This window comes from Collinsella aerofaciens (genome assembly GCF_005844325.1).
Taxonomy (GTDB): domain Bacteria; phylum Actinomycetota; class Coriobacteriia; order Coriobacteriales; family Coriobacteriaceae; genus Collinsella; species Collinsella aerofaciens_G.
Genome location: NZ_SPFY01000016.1, coordinates 1 through 16,080, shown reverse-complemented (window position 1 = coordinate 16,080; position 16,080 = coordinate 1). Strand labels below are relative to the sequence as shown.

At 59.6% G+C, this 16,080-nt stretch carries 13 protein-coding genes; 7 read left to right on the top strand and 6 right to left on the bottom strand.

Features of this window, described 5'->3' with window-relative positions:
- Nucleotides 1–48 precede the first annotated feature (48 nt).
- Together FGQ61_RS09645 and FGQ61_RS06220 are read left to right on the top strand one after the other, a co-directional pair.
- On the top strand, nucleotides 49–1,053 hold the full coding sequence (locus FGQ61_RS09645; RefSeq protein ID WP_212745450.1) for a helix-turn-helix domain-containing protein: 1,005 nt from the start codon (nucleotides 49–51) through the stop codon (nucleotides 1,051–1,053).
- A gap of 155 nt (nucleotides 1,054–1,208) precedes the next feature.
- Nucleotides 1,209–5,576: a hypothetical protein gene (locus FGQ61_RS06220; RefSeq protein ID WP_138374941.1), complete on the top strand. Its 4,368-nt coding sequence runs from the start codon at nucleotides 1,209–1,211 to the stop codon at nucleotides 5,574–5,576.
- Between the two features lie 89 nt (nucleotides 5,577–5,665).
- Here FGQ61_RS06220 and FGQ61_RS06215 read toward each other — a convergent pair whose 3' ends face one another.
- Nucleotides 5,666–6,250, bottom strand: a complete 585-nt coding sequence (locus FGQ61_RS06215) for a hypothetical protein (RefSeq protein ID WP_138374940.1) — start codon at nucleotides 6,248–6,250, stop codon at nucleotides 5,666–5,668.
- Nucleotides 6,251–6,259: 9 nt separating this feature from the next.
- On the bottom strand, nucleotides 6,260–6,490 hold the full coding sequence (locus tag FGQ61_RS06210) for a helix-turn-helix transcriptional regulator (protein WP_138374939.1): 231 nt from the start codon (nucleotides 6,488–6,490) through the stop codon (nucleotides 6,260–6,262).
- A 452-nt stretch (nucleotides 6,491–6,942) separates the two neighbouring features.
- Between FGQ61_RS06210 and FGQ61_RS06205 the strand changes: the two genes are divergently transcribed.
- Complete coding sequence (locus FGQ61_RS06205) at nucleotides 6,943–8,940, top strand: DNA gyrase/topoisomerase IV subunit B (protein ID WP_138374938.1); 1,998 nt, start codon at nucleotides 6,943–6,945, stop codon at nucleotides 8,938–8,940.
- A gap of 45 nt (nucleotides 8,941–8,985) precedes the next feature.
- Nucleotides 8,986–11,226, top strand: coding sequence for a DNA gyrase subunit A (locus FGQ61_RS06200; RefSeq protein WP_138374937.1), 2,241 nt, complete (start codon nucleotides 8,986–8,988; stop codon nucleotides 11,224–11,226).
- Nucleotides 11,227–11,579: 353 nt separating this feature from the next.
- On the opposite strand, the gene FGQ61_RS06195 is transcribed toward FGQ61_RS06200, so the two are convergent.
- Nucleotides 11,580–11,936, bottom strand: coding sequence for a hypothetical protein (locus tag FGQ61_RS06195; RefSeq protein ID WP_138374936.1), 357 nt, complete (start codon nucleotides 11,934–11,936; stop codon nucleotides 11,580–11,582).
- A gap of 69 nt (nucleotides 11,937–12,005) precedes the next feature.
- A complete protein-coding gene (locus FGQ61_RS06190) occupies nucleotides 12,006–12,536 on the bottom strand; it encodes a flavodoxin family protein (protein WP_138374935.1) in 531 nt (176 codons plus the stop codon).
- 612 nt (nucleotides 12,537–13,148) lie between these two features.
- Between FGQ61_RS06190 and FGQ61_RS06185 the strand changes: the two genes are divergently transcribed.
- The gene (locus FGQ61_RS06185) at nucleotides 13,149–13,568 is read left to right on the top strand and encodes a YjdF family protein (RefSeq protein ID WP_138374934.1); all 420 of its coding nucleotides are present in this window, start codon (nucleotides 13,149–13,151) and stop codon (nucleotides 13,566–13,568) included.
- Nucleotides 13,569–13,776: 208 nt separating this feature from the next.
- On the opposite strand, the gene FGQ61_RS06180 is transcribed toward FGQ61_RS06185, so the two are convergent.
- Both FGQ61_RS06180 and FGQ61_RS06170 read right to left on the bottom strand, forming a co-directional pair.
- The gene (locus FGQ61_RS06180; RefSeq protein ID WP_138374933.1) at nucleotides 13,777–14,064 is read right to left on the bottom strand and encodes a hypothetical protein; all 288 of its coding nucleotides are present in this window, start codon (nucleotides 14,062–14,064) and stop codon (nucleotides 13,777–13,779) included.
- A gap of 596 nt (nucleotides 14,065–14,660) precedes the next feature.
- Nucleotides 14,661–14,762 (bottom strand): TetR family transcriptional regulator, encoded by a 102-nt coding sequence (locus FGQ61_RS06170; protein ID WP_212745448.1) that lies wholly within the window; start codon nucleotides 14,760–14,762, stop codon nucleotides 14,661–14,663.
- 195 nt (nucleotides 14,763–14,957) lie between these two features.
- On the opposite strand from FGQ61_RS06170, the gene FGQ61_RS06165 reads away from it, so the two are divergent.
- Both FGQ61_RS06165 and FGQ61_RS06160 read left to right on the top strand, forming a co-directional pair.
- Entirely contained in the window at nucleotides 14,958–15,686 is a 729-nt protein-coding gene (locus tag FGQ61_RS06165) for a lantibiotic protection ABC transporter ATP-binding protein (RefSeq protein ID WP_138374932.1), read from the top strand.
- The coding region (locus FGQ61_RS06160) for an ABC-2 family transporter permease (RefSeq protein ID WP_465038283.1) at nucleotides 15,683–16,080 on the top strand (398 nt) is incomplete at its 3' end. The genes FGQ61_RS06165 and FGQ61_RS06160, both read left to right, overlap by 4 nt.

The window sequence follows — 16,080 nt, the reverse complement described above, 5'->3', positions numbered from 1 at the left end:
AACAGGAGTACAATTGCTGCATTGTTGCCAGCTGTTGGGAGATGGAAGATGGACTGCGATGGCTACCCATGCGTTCCCATGCCGTTGATGTGCACCGCCTTTGTGCCGGGGCAGATTGACGCTGCGGTTGCAGGCATTTCCGACCCCGATTCACGCACCATCGCCACGGCAGAAGCGCTGTACTTTCGCGGACAGGCCGCCCTCGCTGCCAAGACGGCGCGCCCCTATCTTGACGCCACCGATCCCGCGCTGTGCTATTCCGCATGCTTTATCTGCGGATACGCCAGCCTGTCGCTCAACCGTATCGCCGACGCCCGCCGGTGCCTTGCGGGCATCCTCGATACGCCGGCTGACGAGGAGTCGCCCGCCGTCCACGCCACGCATATCCTGTTCGCCTCGGCCGCGAGCGTCCTGCTGCACTTGCCTTCCCCGTATTCCGCCGAAGAGTTTTATCCGCTTGCGGCGCATCTGCCCGAAGGTCTGCGCCTGTTCGCCAGCTACGTGATGGCGCATGCCCTGTACCTGCGCGGCGAATATGGCCGCAGCCTGGGCATGGCGGAAAACGCCCTGATCATGAAACAGGGAAGTTATCCCATCTCGGAGCTGTTCCTGCACTTGGCAGCTTCCATGGCATGCATGAGCCTCAAGGACATCGACGCCGCAAAAACGCACTTCGGAGTTGCTTGGAACATTGCGCGTCCCGACGGCCTTATTGAGCTCATTGGCGAGCATCACGGCCTTTTACAGGGGCTTATCGAGGCATGCCTAAAAACGCAATACCCTGACGACTTCGCGCGCATCATCGAGATCACGTACCGCTTCAGCTACGGCTGGCGGCGCATCCACAACCCCGATTCGGGCGAGGACGTTGCCGACGATCTAACGACCACGGAATTCACCATGGCCATGCTCGCCTGTCGTGGGTGGACCAACGCCGAAATCGCACGCCATATGGGAGTATCGCCGGGCACCGTCAAAAACCGCCTATCCGGCGTATACGCAAAGCTTGGCATCGGCACACGCGCCGAGCTGGTCGCGCATATGTTACGTTAGCGACCGGACTACCAAGCGCATCGAACGCGTTCCGGAACCCGGCGCTTCGCTCGATCAATTTGGACATTTTGACCCTTGAACGGCACTACCGCCACGGGGCGCCTTCTCGCAAAATTGGATTATTTCCACCGATACTTGCGGGATGGGAGCCCAAGATGCTTGATCGCCGTTCGTTACTTGTCGCCGGAGCGTCCTCGTTAGCGAGCATTATGATGCCGCGCGTGCCGGGAAGCGCAAACGCCTTCATATTGCCGTTCGCACCCACCGAAGCCCATGCCGACGAAAAAGACCCCTTCAGGGTGCTCGTTCTCTCGCGCACCATGTTCGGTGTGGTCGTGGTCGACGTCGCCAACAAGAATACGCCCATCACGGGTGCCCAGGTCACGCTCATATCGCGCTATGCCGCAGGCAAGCAGCTCACCGCCACGACCGATGACGAAGGCACGGCCATCTTTGAGGTCGCCCCTCTTTCAGAAGGCTACGTGGACGAGGCAACGCTTCTCGACGCGTACGACTTTAACGGCGGCATCTCCATTAGCATGGCAGGCTACCGCGATGTCGAGATTCCCCTTGCGCGTATCCAGGGCGGCACCGCTATTACCGCACCCACACGTCCGCTCTCCGATGGCGAGCCGTACTTTCGACAGCTCACGTTCGACGAATGGGACATCCAGTACGCCGACGCCACGTTTATGGCAATGCCAGCGGACGAAGCAGCAAACGACCAGCCCGACACGCACGCTTTTACCGTGCAGGCTCATCTGCCGCAGGGCGGGCAGGCAACGTTGCATATCAATAAAGTGATGCCCTCTGCGGGCAGCTCAACCGAAACCGTCACGCAGATCGGCCAGATCAAGGCCAGCGCATCGGGCGCGGATAATCTGGCGACGTTCACGCTCGAAGACACGTTCCTCGATGCAGCTTCGGGCCTTCTGGAGGAAGGGTGCAAGCTGCGCTTTATGCTCGACTACCAGGGCAAAACCTACACGCTCTCATCCCCTATGGCCGTTGTCACCGCGCCGGCCGCAAAGGCGGAATCGGGCTCGACCACCATCATTCCCACCACCATGGACCAAGAGATCACTCCGTTTGATTTCCCCGCGGCGTTTCCCGGTATCGGCGGCAATAAGTTCACGTGCTGGATGCCCACATTTCCCATTCTGTTCGATTTCTCGTTTGCTGGATACGTGCTGTTTGGCGGAGGGTACAAACCAGCTAGCTATATGAACGATTCGGGCAACCCTGATCCGGAATACTGGAAGAAATCGCCGCGCGAGTCGGGCGCCAAGCAGGCAAACCGCTACCTCGACGAGATGGAGGGGAAGTGGAATCAGTACAAGAGGATGAGTGCCGGTTCGGGCACCGATCCAAGAAACACCAAGCTCCTTCGCCACCATTGCACGCCGCTGTTCACGATGGATATCGCCACACAGCTGTACGGCTCGCTCGCCTACGATTGGGTGGGCAAAACCTGGGGTAACAACAACGACCCCGCATACGGCAATATTAAGGCCCTCTTCCAGGTAAGAACCGACCTCAATTGGACCGAGCAGTTTACCCTAGGACCGGTGCCATTTTTCCTAAACGTCAACCCCTGGGTGCTGGCAAAACTGGCGCTCGCCGTGGGTGCCCACACGCACGGCAGCGGCGCGGCGTTTTTTAAAAACATTTCGCTCGACTATTCAAACACGTCGGGCTCGTTCACCATCCAGATCGGGCTCGCCGTCACCTTTGGCGCCGGCGTTGCAGGCGTCGCTTCGTCTGCCGTGAGCGGCGCCGCATCCCTCACGCTGTTCATTGGGTACGAGAAGGCGGATGGACACCAGCTTCCGCGACTGCGCGTAGGTGCAGACGTCGATGTCGATGTGATACTCCAGTTCGTAATGTTCAAGTGGACCACCAAGGCTTGGTCGGGGTCGTGGCCCACACTCATCGATTCGTGGAATATGTCGGTGAACAATGGCGACCAGTATGCGCTCCAGCGCTCTGAGCTCGCATTGGGTGGAGATACGCCTTACACGCTGGACGCCCGCTTCGGCACGCCCGGCAACATCGAGGCGGGCGGCGTTCCGCAATTTATCGCATCGGCCACCATCGTCACCAACGCCGAGCTGCTCGCACGCGCCGAGGTTAAGGCCACTGCCGTAAACGCCGCGCCTGTCGTGCGCGATTGGGATCGGGCGGTCACGCGCATTGAGCTCGAGGCGGATGCAGAAAGCGACGACACGGGACAGATCGAGCATTTCGTCCATGCACTGATAGAGAACGACGAAAACGCCGCGCCGATGTATGAGTACACCTACATCGGTCAGGCAACGAACACCGTTGCCGACCCGAACGCCGATTCTGCCGGCGTGTCGGAGGACGAGCGTGGCGGCATCAAGCCCTCGAGCGACAACGTGCTGTTTGCTGGCGTGCTCAGCGAAGCCCACATGAAGCTGGCAATGATTGCCGGCGTAGAATGCCTGTTCCGTATCGCCTCGGTGCGCTACGGCGACAATGGTCGCTCGCGCCTGGTGGTACACACAAAGGCAAACGGGACGTGGTCCGCTCCCACGCCTGTGGACTTTCCCCTTGGGTTTGGCGAGGGCGACGTGGAGCGCGACAGCATATACGATTACGACTTCGACGTAGTGGAATATACGGACGGAAGAGGAAACCAGGACGCCTACGTGCTGCTGGTCTCGGGCGAGCGCCCCGCCGGCGACAACACCCTTTTCGATACGGCGAGCACATCCGGCATACTGTCCGTTGTGCGCCTGCGCATAAGCAACGACGGAGTTCGCGTGATATCGCACACGTCGTGGCGCAGCATCTCGCGCGGCCGCCTTCAGGAGGATGGCTACCATTGCCTGCAGTGCCCACGCATCACGGTGGGCAAGACACTTGTCGACGGGCGCCTGTCGGGCGCCTACCTCCACCGCCGCGGAACCACCGCAGAAAAGACGCTCGGCAGCGAGGCCGAGGTTGCGCTGGAGTGCTTTACCCTGTGGTCGGACGTTTCGGGCGACAGTCTCACGTTCCGTCAGGTCCTCCGCTTTCCGCAGGCACCGTCGAGCATCGAGCTCGGCGCGCCCGAGAATATCAACGGCAAAATGGTGGTGCCCATTGCATACGAGACCGCAGGCGGTTGTGGCTGTGCATCGTACGCCGTGATCGGCCAGTCCATTGCGAGCTGGGGCGTTATGTCGCCAGATGCCACAGTACCCCACGCGGTGCCGTGGCCGCAGCACACGGGCTTTTTGGCTACCGTCAACGAGCAACTGCAGCATATTACTTGGACGCGAGGCGCATCGGCATTTGCAACGCAGCCCGTGGGTGCCGCAGGCTGTGGCCCGGCATCGTTTAGCGTAAGCAACAACGGCAGGTGCGTGCTCTATGTAGAGAACACCGATGGCAAGGTGGGGCAAACCTACGACGAAGAAGGCAACCCGGTAGCAGTGATGGGCAAGCACTTCCGCATCTTCGCCAGCACCTTGGCAGGCGATCTGTTTACGGAGCCGTTCGTGATGTGCGAGCTGGACCATCCCGTCGATCAGATAACGACATTTTTGACGTCGGGGAGCATGCTCTCCGCGCTCGCCACGCACATTGTGAGCGCGGAGAAGAGCGAGGCAGAACTACACGGCATCGAAGTGCCCTTGGTGGCGTGTGCCACTCCGACGGGCGCAGTCGCTACCTCGGGCGCGGTGGTGCCCGGAGCAGCAGGCGAATCCTTCATGGTCACGGTGCGAAACGACGGCAACACCTTGCTGACCGCCGGCACAATCGATCTGTACCGAGAGGGCTCCAGCCAGCCGTTCTCCAGCGCATCCATCGGGTTCGGAGCGAACACACGCATGGCATCGATCTACGATCCAGAGCTTGCCGAGGACGCTTCGGCCAACGACACGGCACACGTGAAGTACGCGCTCGAGACGCTGGGCACACCTTTTGCAACGCACCCGCTGGTAGCCGACAGTGGCAACGCCGTGCTGGCACCGGGTTGCACGGCACAGTTCCGCATGAGCTTCGCCATCCCCGAGAGTTGGAGCGATGAAGTGGGCAAACGTGTAACGCTATATGCGAAGGCGCGTAATCTGGTGGCGCTCGATCCCGTAACGCTCGAGGAAATTCGACCGGGCGCAAACTCGGCGCTGGGTGCCGTGCTGCACGAGCTTCATGTGCCCGACGCGGCATGCGAACGCTCAGAAGTTCAGGTCGGCGTATGCGACAACGCGGATACGACGGAACTTCACGACGCCCCGATGACGGTCGACGGCGATGGCGGCACGAGTGGCGGCGGTACTGACAAGGGCGGCGGCTCCGGCGGAAGCAGCTCCAGCAGTGGCAAGGACCACGGCACTAACAAGCGCTCCGGAAAAGCGGGCGCGCTCGCTGGCACGGGCGATGTCAATGCTCCCCTTACGGCAGCCGCTGCAGCACTCGCCGCGGCAGGCGCCGGCCTCATCGCCTACAGCGCCCGCCGCACGGCGCTCGAAAAAGACACCGCCGATGAGGTCAATTCTGATAAGCCTCGCTAGCTCCTAGTTACTTTTGTGAGAGACGCCGACTCGGCTCATCGAACATCAAATGGGCTGGTTCTGGATACCCAGAGCCAGCCCATTACGCATTAGATGTCGTCAGAGGAGTTGAGTTCTGCCTCGAGCTTGGCACGGCGTCTTTTCGCCGTGAAAAACGTTGCGCACAGGACAGCAAACGTGGCCGCGAAAATCGTCGCGCCGCAGAACACGCCCGTGGCCAGGTTCGCCAACCAAAAGACGCTTTCGAGCGGTACGATCTGCGCCTCAGCGATACAGCGCATTGCGGCAATAACAAGCGCGAACGCGGCGCCGCTAAGACCGCTGAGAAGCAGGAAATATCCAACAGGAAGATACTCGGTTTGCCCAAAACGATTGGTATCGACATAGCCCTTCCGCGTTTGCAGTCCTGCGCAAATCAACATCACGAGAACGAGCCACAAATACATGGCTGCCTCAAACGGCGCTGCAAAGCCATGCGGCATTTCACTGGCGTCGCTGTGAACCCACGCAACCTGTCGAGCTATAAACTGGTAGAAAAAGATCATCAACATGCCAAACGAAAGCAGCACGAAACCAATCTTGTAGACCTTCGCGCTCTCAGCCTCCAGGCGCTCATCCTTTGGGCCGGCATATTCACGCCACTTTTGCACGAGTTTTAAATCTTCAAATTTCATAGCGAACTTCTAAAGAGCGTTAGGGTCGACGTCGATCCCGTCTTCCCAAAACAGATCGTTCAACGTAACGCGCAGCGCTTTACAGATTGCCACACACAAGTTGAGCGTGGGGTTGTAGCCGCCCGCCTCGATAAGGCCGATGGTCTGGCGCGTAACGCCCACGGCCTCGGCCAAGTCAGCTTGCGAAAGGCCAACCGCCGCGCGCGCCGCCTTCATGCGTAGGTTCCTTTTGCCCGGCATGGAGTTCCTTTCGTAGTAATGGACAGATATCCGTTGCAACATGACAGAAATATATTGCATCCATCAAAGGATGTCAACTATATCTGTCATTATGAAAACCATGTCTGTCATCGCCATGCGGACATTACAACTTCGGTTCACTATTCAAACTTACTCGGACAGAACCGACTCGGTTTTGTCCGAGTAAACGTGATTGATAGTCGATCGATGTGCCCGCTCGTGCGATCAGCATCGTTCGATTTTGTTTAGTAAAACTAGATCCCTATTAAATAAAATTCATCTGTATCCAAATTTGTTTAACAATGCCGCGCTACCACTAAACACTATCCCTGTTAATCCGAACGATTGTTCGATGGATTTCGTGTTGGTTGGAATCGCCCACGGGCTGGGCTATGCTACCTTGACTATCTATACGACTTAAATACACAAGAGGAAGTACCAAGAGAGCGAGCATGGCAAAAAACACCGCAAACTATGGTAACGACAGTATTCGTCAGCTCAAGGACGAGGAGCGCGTACGCCTGCGCCCCGCCGTCATCTTTGGCTCGGACGGACTCGACGGCTGCGCGCATGCCGCCTTCGAGATCCTGTCCAACGCCGTTGACGAGGCGCGCCAGGGCTACGGCAAGCTCATCACCCTTACCGCCTTTCGCGATGGTTCCATTCAGGTAGAGGACAACGGCCGCGGCTGCCCGCTCGACTGGAACCCCTCCGAGAAGCGCTTTAACTGGGAGCTCGTCTTTTGCGAGCTCTACGCAGGTGGCAAATACAACAACAACCAGGGCGGCGACTACGACTTCTCGCTCGGTACCAACGGCCTGGGCTCGTGCGCGACCCAGTACGCCTCCGAATACATGGACGTCACGGTTTGGCGCGACGGCAACAAGTACTCCCTGCACTTTAAAAAGGGCAAGGTCGTTGGCGCCAAAAAGAAGGCACTCGAGATTGAGCCCAGCGACGAGGACCGTACCGGCACCACCATCAAATGGCGCCCCGATCTTGAGGTCTTTACCTCCATCAGCATCCCCCACGATTGGTATCGCGAGACCATGCGCCGCCAGGCCGTGGTCAACGCCAACGTGACCTTCCGCCTGCGCATTGAGGGCGACGATGGCGAGTTTTCCGAAGAGGACTTTTGCTATCCCAAGGGCATCGAAGACTACGTGCTCGAGAAGGTCGGTACCGACTACCTCACCGAGCCCTTCTTTATCGAGGCCGACCGTCGCGGTCGCGATCGCGAGGACCTGCCCGACTACAATGTAAAGATCACCGCGTGCATGTGCTTCTCGCGCACCATCATGATGCAGGAGTACTACCACAACTCATCGTGGCTCGAGAATGGCGGCTCGCCCGAGAAGGCCGCCCGCAGCGCTCTGACCAGTGCCATCGATGCTTACATTAAGCAACAGGGCAAGTACAACAAAAACGAGAGCGGCATTAAGTGGCAGGACGTCCAGGACTGTCTGGTGCTGGTGACCAACTGCTTCTCCACCCAGACGTCCTATGAAAACCAGACTAAGAAGGCCATCAACAACCGCTTTATCCAGCAGGCTATGACGGCCTTCTTTAAGGAGCGGCTCTCAACCTACCTAATCGAGAACAAAGACGCTGCCAACAAGATCATGGAGCAGGTGCTCATCAACAAGCGTTCGCGCGAGAACGCCGAGAAGACGCGTCAGAGCATCAAGACCAACCTACAGCAGAAGACCGACATGGCCAACCGCGTGCAGAAGTTCATCGACTGCCGCTCCAAGGACAAGAGCCGCCGCGAGATCTACATCGTAGAGGGCGACTCGGCAGCAGGCGCCATTCGCACCTCGCGCGACGCCGAGTTCCAAGGCGTTATGCCCGTCCGCGGTAAGATCCTCAACTGCCTGAAGGAAGACTATCCGCGCATCTTTAAGTCCGACATCATCATGGACCTCATGCGCGTGCTGGGCTGCGGCGTGGAGATCAAGGACAAGCGCATCAAAAACCTTGGTGCCTTTGACCTGGACAACCTCAACTGGAACAAGGTCATCATCTGTACGGACGCCGACGTCGACGGTTATCACATCCGTACGCTCGTGCTCACCATGCTCTACCGCCTGGTGCCCACGCTTATCGACGAGGGTTACGTGTATATCGCCGAATCGCCGCTCTACGAGATCAACTGCAAAGAGAAGACCTACTTTGCCTACACCGAGCTCGAGAAGAACGGCATCCTCAAGGAGATTGGCGACCAAAAGTGCTCCATCAACCGCTCCAAGGGTCTTGGTGAGAACGACCCGGACATGATGTGGCTCACCACCATGAACCCCGAGACGCGTCGCCTGATCAAGGTGGAGCCCGAGGACGTCACCAAGATGGAGACCATGTTCAATCTGTTGCTGGGCAACGACGAGGCAGGCCGCAAGCGCCATATCTCCGAGCACGGCAAGGAATACCTGGACCAGCTGGACCTGCAGTAACAGCAAATCGATAACGACGGCCCATAAGAAGTTCAAGAGGATATCGTGGCAAAGAAGAAGACGAAGAACCAGCCAAAGAAAAAGCAGGTCAACGCCGAGAACGTCATCGGCCTGCACTCCGAGGTCACCGACCAGCCGATCACGCAGACGCTCGAGGTCAACTACATGCCCTACGCCATGAGCGTCAACGTCTCGCGTGCGTTCCCCGAGATCGACGGCTTTAAGCCCTCGCACCGCAAGCTGCTCTACACCATGTACAAGATGGGTCTGCTCAAGGGCGAGCGCCAGAAGAGCGCCAACATCGTGGGCCAGACCATGAAGCTCAACCCGCACGGCGACGCCGCGATCTACGAGACGATGGTGCGTCTGGCCACCGGCAACGAGGCGCTTCTTGCCCCCTTCGTAGAGTCGAAGGGCAACTTTGGCAAGTACTATTCGGGCGACCTGAGCTACGCCGCCTCGCGTTATACCGAGGCCAAGCTCTCCCCCATCAGCGCCGAGATCTTCAAGGACATCGACAAGGACCCGGTCGACTTCGTCGACAGCTACGACGGTGCCATGAAGGAGCCGCGCCTGCTGCCCACCACGTTCCCCAACATCCTTGTCTCGGCCAACAAGGGCATCGGCGTCGCCATGGCGTCCGACATCTGCGGCTTCAACCTCAACGAGGTCTGCACCGCCACGATGCACTACCTGCAGGATCCCGACTGCGACCTGCTCGAGTACATGCCCATGCCCGACTTCTCGACCGGCGGCGAGATCATCTACCGCCGCGAGGAGATGGAGAAGATTATTGAGACCGGCCTGGGCAGCTTCCAGATCCGCTCCCGCTGGCGTTGGATTCCCGAAGAGCGCATCATCGAGGTCTACGAGATCCCCTACACCACCAAGACCGATGTCATCATCGAACGCATCGTCAAGCTCTCCAAGGAAGGCAAGGTCAAGGAGATCGCCGACATCCGCGACGAGACAGACCTTTCGGGTCTGCGCATCGCCATCGACCTTAAGCGCGGCGTCGACCCCGACAAGCTCATGGCCAAGCTCTATCGCTCGACCACGCTACAGGATTCGTTCTCGTGCAACTTCAACGTGCTCGTCGATGGCTATCCCCGTGTTATGGGCGTGCGCCAGATCCTGCACGAGTGGGTCAAGTGGCGTATTGAGTCCACACGTCGCCGCATTAACTATGACCTGGGCAAAAAGTCCGAGCGCCTGCACCTGCTGCACGGCCTCGAGGCGATCTTGCTCGACATCGACAAGGCCATCGCCATCATCCGCGGCACCAAGCTTGAAGCCGAGGTCGTGCCCAACCTTATGAAGGGTTTCGACATCGACGAGACCCAGGCCGAGTTTGTTGCCGAGCTCAAGCTCCGCAACATTAACGAAGAGTACATCCTCAACCGCACCAAGGACATCGCCAAGCTAGAGGGTGAGATTGCCGAGCTTGAGGAGATCCTCTCCAGCGAGGAGAACATCAAGAAGGTCATCAGCGACGAGCTGGCCGCAGTCAACAAGAAGTACGTGATGCCGCGCCGCACGGGCAGGATTGAGCCCCATGAGGTTATCGAAGTAAGCTTGGAGCCCGAGGTCGAGGAGTACCCGGTCACCATCATGCTCTCGCGCGATGGCTACCTTAAGAAGATGACAGACCGCGTGCTCAAGAAGGCGACCACGCTCAAGTACAAGGACGGCGACAAACCCTTTATCGAGTTTCCGTCCTCCAACACGCACGAGCTGCTCGTGTTTACCAACAAGAGCCAGGTGTACAAGTGCAAGGTTGCGGCGTTTGAGGACACCAAGTCGGCCCAGCTGGGCTCGTACCTGCCGACCGATCTTGAGATGGAACCCGACGAGAGCGTCATCTGGGTCATCGACCCCGAGGACTACAAGGCCGACGTGCTGTTTGTCTTTGAAAACGGCCGCGTGGTGCGTGTCGCACTTGCCGGATACGTCACCAAAACCAACCGCAAGCGCCTCAAGAACGCCATCTACGGTGGCAGCAAGCTGCTGTATGCCCAGGTGCTCAAGGAGGATCGCGACATCGCGCTGGTCTCGAGCGACTATCGCCTGATGAACTTCAACACGTCGCTGCTCAAGACCAAGACGACCACCAACACGCAGGGCGTCCAGGCCCTTACGGCCAAGAAGGGCCGCTCGGTCACCACGGTCGGCACAACCGAAGAGATCCTTGGCGCCGGCGTCTCGGCCGAGAAGTTCACCGCGCAGAGTCTGCCCTCCGCCGGTGCCCTCATGAAAGAAAACGACATGCCGAGTCTGTTTGACTAGGACGACGGCAGAACCGCCATAGTTTTACAAAGCAGCGGGGCCCGGAGCGCAGCAATATCGCGCCCCGGGCCCCGCTCGTTGCGGAGGTCATCCTCGGAAATGTCGACGATACGGGGGCTTCCCGCACCGTCCTAAGCCGTTAGCAAAACTCGCAAAAGTTAGCAAAAGTTGCAAAAATTAGCAAAACTTGCAAAGGAGCCACCATGGAGTACAGCAAATGGCTCCGCCATGCCAGGCATGCTCGAAGATATTATCGAGCGAACCAAAGAAGCGGCAGATAGCTACCTTTCACAGTCTCACGCGCGCATGAACGGCGTTCAAATTGGTCCAGTGGGCATCGATTGGACATATGTTCAAGAAGCCCAGGGCAACTGGCGCACGTGCATGAATGGCATCTTCAGGCAACTCGAGAAGCATGGCATCGGGCTTCTCTCGAAACGACCTATCGAGAGCTTTCCGATAAAGACATTGAGTTTTTGCTCGCGATGCTGCCCGATTCTGGCCCCAGCAGGATCTCGGAGATAGCCAAACGCATGGGCGTCGCCAGCAACTACGCAAGCCAATACAAACGCCGCCTCCTCGAGGACGGCGTTATCGGGGAACGTGGGCGTGGCCTCGTCGGCTTCGACATCCCCGCGTTCAGAGAATTCTTGAACGAGAAGGCGTTTTAGCACACCGGAATTGTCCGCGGGAGCATCGTTGCATGGCAATCAGCATTCCTCCTGGTAAGGGCAGCAAGCATTTCCGCTAGTGCTGATTGCCATGCGCCCCTCTTGTCCTTAGGCGAGCTTGCGAGCGAGCTCTCGCACCTCTTTCAACTTGGGCGACGATACCATGCTGTCGCGCTCGGTCATACCGCTGATGGTGACAATGCCCTGATCCTCCCACTTGCAGTACGCGCAGGTTGACTTATACATAGCGATCGCCGCATCATAGACGCCCTCGCTATGGCTATCGAGCAAAAGGGCCGTCTTGGTGAACGGGAAGCCCGTAGCACCGAAGGCGTACAGGCGGTCGATGGCGGCCTTCTCCTGCGCGGTGATATCGAACCAGTAGATAGGCGAGGCAAAGACGACCATGTCTGCGTCTTTCAGCGGCTCGATCACGTCGGCCATGTCATCCTTCTGCACACAGGTGCCCTCATGGGTAAAGCAGTACTGGCATCCCAGACAACCAGCAATCTTTTTGCCGGCAACGCGGATGACCTCGACCGTATGGCCGGCCTCGCGCGCGGTCTCGGCAAAGGCCTCGACCATGGTGTCGGTATTGGCACCCTTGCGCGGGCTACCACTCAATACAACGATATTCATAGAAATCTCCCTCCTTCATGCCGCAGGCGCGCGGCACACATTTCGTTGTAACCAAAACAGATGAAGCTATTCAGTCGTCCGCAGACCACATCTCTCGTTCGTGCTCTCTAGACAAGGCGCAAACGGTGCTGCACCCCCTGTCGCGCTATATCCCTACGCAGTGTTCAGAACCCCTGCTCACCGAGCAGCACCGCGCGAGGTCCAGCACGAGTACGCCTTCCCGGGTACAGGTCTCATGCCCTATGCGGGAGATGAGGACCTTCGGGAACACGTCCCCGATGGGCAGAAGCGACGCGAGCTCCCCCTCAAGCATCAAGTTGATGCTCATATCGCCTCTCACATACGCTCTCCTTCCCGGTTTCGAAACTCGAATTGATTTAAAGTTTCGAAACCGGGAAGGCAATATACAAAAGGATGTGTCGAGGAACGAATCCCAGCCACGTCATGTCGGCAGCGATGAAGGGCGCATCCGCGCGTGCTACAATGCGGGCATCAGAGATGAAAACACAGTCCCCGTCGGGTAGTCGTGGGCGTGCGGGAGTCCGCATCAGTAACCTGCCTCCTTGGTTGTCCCTTCTCTGCATGGTCATCTACATAAAGGAGGAACCAGCCATGCAGATCAGCGTGTCGTCCACCCTGACCGTATATCACGACGGTCAATTCTGGGTCGGGCTGGCGGAGCACGTCGAGGGCGGAAAGTACGGCGTCGCCCGCATCGTCTTCGGCGCGGAGCCGTCCGATGAGGAGATCCTGCGATTCGTTACAAGCGAATGGGAGAAGCTCTCGTTCTTCGGCGACAAGGCCACTGAAACAAGCAAGCCCGCGAAGAACCCCAAGCGGCGCGCTCGCGAGGTAGCGAAAGCCCTTAAACGGCCCGCGGTGAGCACCAAGGCACAACAGGCGCTCGCGGCACAGCGGGAAGCGATGAAGCGGGAGTCGGCCCAAGCAAGAAGCCAGCGTCGCGCGGATGAGGCGGAGGCGCGCTTCGAGCAGCGAGAGCTGAAGCGCAAACAGAAGCATCGCGGGCATTGATCGCCATTTGCAGCAAGGCAAACCATATACAGCAGCGGCGCCAGTTCCACTTGAAGCCGACGCCGCGTAGACGCCGATGGTGACGACTATGCACGGGCACGGGCGCGCCACTGCACTTCGCAGTTTGCTTCTCAAGTATTTGGGACGCACACGCGGCGTTCAAAAATGCGGAGCGACTCCGCATGGCTCGAGACTGAGCCGAGGTGCCCTACTTCTCGCCCTCCAGCAGCCCCACGATGCGGTCGATGCCGACGGCAAAGCGAGGCCTTCCCTCGCGCTCGTAGCGGTCGAGGTACGCCTGGCATTCGGAGACAATGCGCTTGGTGTTGCCATCGATGATGCGCTGGAGTGTCTCGTAGTAAGCCGAGCCCTCGGTCCTGAAGCGGCGCTGGTAGGCCTTGGTTATGGGGAACATCTTGATGTGGTGGATGCCGTGGCGGCAGCCGGGGCGCGTCGCGGGGCGGGGCGGCAGCGCGAAGTACTGGTCTTTGAGCACATTGGGGCGATGTTGGAGCGCAGCGGCACGGCGAAGTTCCTGCGCTTTCCTCGGAAACGCAGCCTCGCCACCGCGATGCAGGGGCGGTCGCGCTTAAGCATGAGCTCACGGTCGCCATCGACGAGGTCGAAGAAGTCCTGGGAGATGGATACGATCTTCATCGGTTACGCCCCCTCATACGAAGCGGGGCCCGCATCGCTGCAGGCCCCTACAGGTGGGCGATATTCTACGCCTTGCGGCACCCCGTCGCCCACGGAGGTTAAACGTACACGTAAGCCGTACCCTGAAAGCCGCGGCTTCCGGCAAGTAGTTTATACCACGAAAGGTCGCTTTCAATGCGCATAGCTCGCAAAATAACACTCGCCGGGCCGTCACCCCTGGCAGTTACCCTCCAATCTTCATTGGAGTCAGCAGGTCAATTCATATATTCATGGGGGTTTATCCTACCGTCGGTGAGCGATTTCGTTAGGGTGCCGAAGCGGTCGAGGATGTCGACGACCTTCTGCTGGGTGCCGATGGATGGGGCGGGAATCTCGACCCTCGATAAGTCCACAGGCGCGGCTTCGATTGCCTTTTTCGATTTAGCGTATTGCTCTTCAGATCATCGTGGTGTGCTCGTAGCCGCGCTCCACGAAGAGCCGCTCGGCAACGTCGAGAATCTTCTCGACCGTCTCCTCCAGGTACTTATTGCGTGCCACGGGCACCTCCGTCCTTGTTATCGCGATAAACATACCATGAGTGGCGTACGGGTCGAGAAGGGCTGGCGCCAAAAGAGCCCAACGGCCGTTACGGCTTCGTTAGAAACGCGCCCCATCATGGATGGTGAACCCGAAAGGTAAGGCGCGCGGGCACGGTGGCTCGGCCCGCGCGCCCGGAAGAGAAAGGATAAACCCATGGGTTACATGCTCGAGACACGTGGGCTCACCAAGCGCTTCGGCCGCGGCGACCAGGCGCAGGACGCCGTGGCCGACGTGAGCCTTCATATCCGCGAGGGCGAGGTGTACGGGCTGCTCGGTCCCAACGGAGCCGGCAAGTCGACAACGCTCAAGATGATCTGCGGAATGCTGCGGCCGACGGCCGGGGAGATCCTCTTTGCCGGGCACGCCTGGCGCCGCGAGGACCTCTACGCAATCGGCAGCCTCATCGAGGAGGCGCCGCTCTACCCCAACCTCACCGCGCGCGAGAACCTGCGCGTGCGCACCACGCTGCTGGGCCTTCCCGAGAGCCGCATAGATGAGGTGCTCGCCGCCGTGGACCTCGCGGACACTGGGAAGAAGCGCGCCGGGCGCTTCTCGATGGGCATGCGGCAGCGCCTGGGGCTCGCGCTGGCGCTGATCGCCCGGCCACGCCTGCTCGTGCTCGACGAGCCCACCAACGGCCTCGACCCCATCGGCATCGAGGAGCTGCGCGACCAGATCCGCGGCTTCGCGGCGGCGGGCACGACGGTGATCGTCTCGAGCCATATCCTCTCCGAGGTGCAGCAGATGGCGGACACCATCGGCATCATCTACGGGGGGCGCCTCGCCTACGAGGATGCGCTTCGACCCGGGCAGGACCTCGAGGAACTCTTCATGAGCGTCTGCCGGGAGGGGCGACGAGCGCGCGGGGAGGTGGCGGCATGACGGGCGAGAAAGGCGGCCTGCTCGCGGGCCTGCGCGCTGAGGCCCTGAAGTCGCGCCACGCGGCACCGGTTCGCCTGGCCGTGCTCATGGCGCTGCCGATGCCGCTGCTCGGCGCGATGCCCTACCGGGGCGTGCAGATCTTCAGCGCGTGGAACTACTGGTACGCGCTCTTCCTGCCCGTGGCTCTCTCGCTCGTGGTGGCGTGCGTCGCGCGGGCGGACGCGCGCACGCGGATGCGGGGGCTTCTAGGCCTGGGCTTCCCGCTCGGGCGCGCCTGGTGGGCCAAGGCGCTCTGGTGCCTCGCGCTCTGCACGCTCTCGAACCTCGTGGTCTTCGGCATGGATTGGCAACACCTATTTGGACGATTCCGGGAGGGACAGCCCCGCCTCCCTGA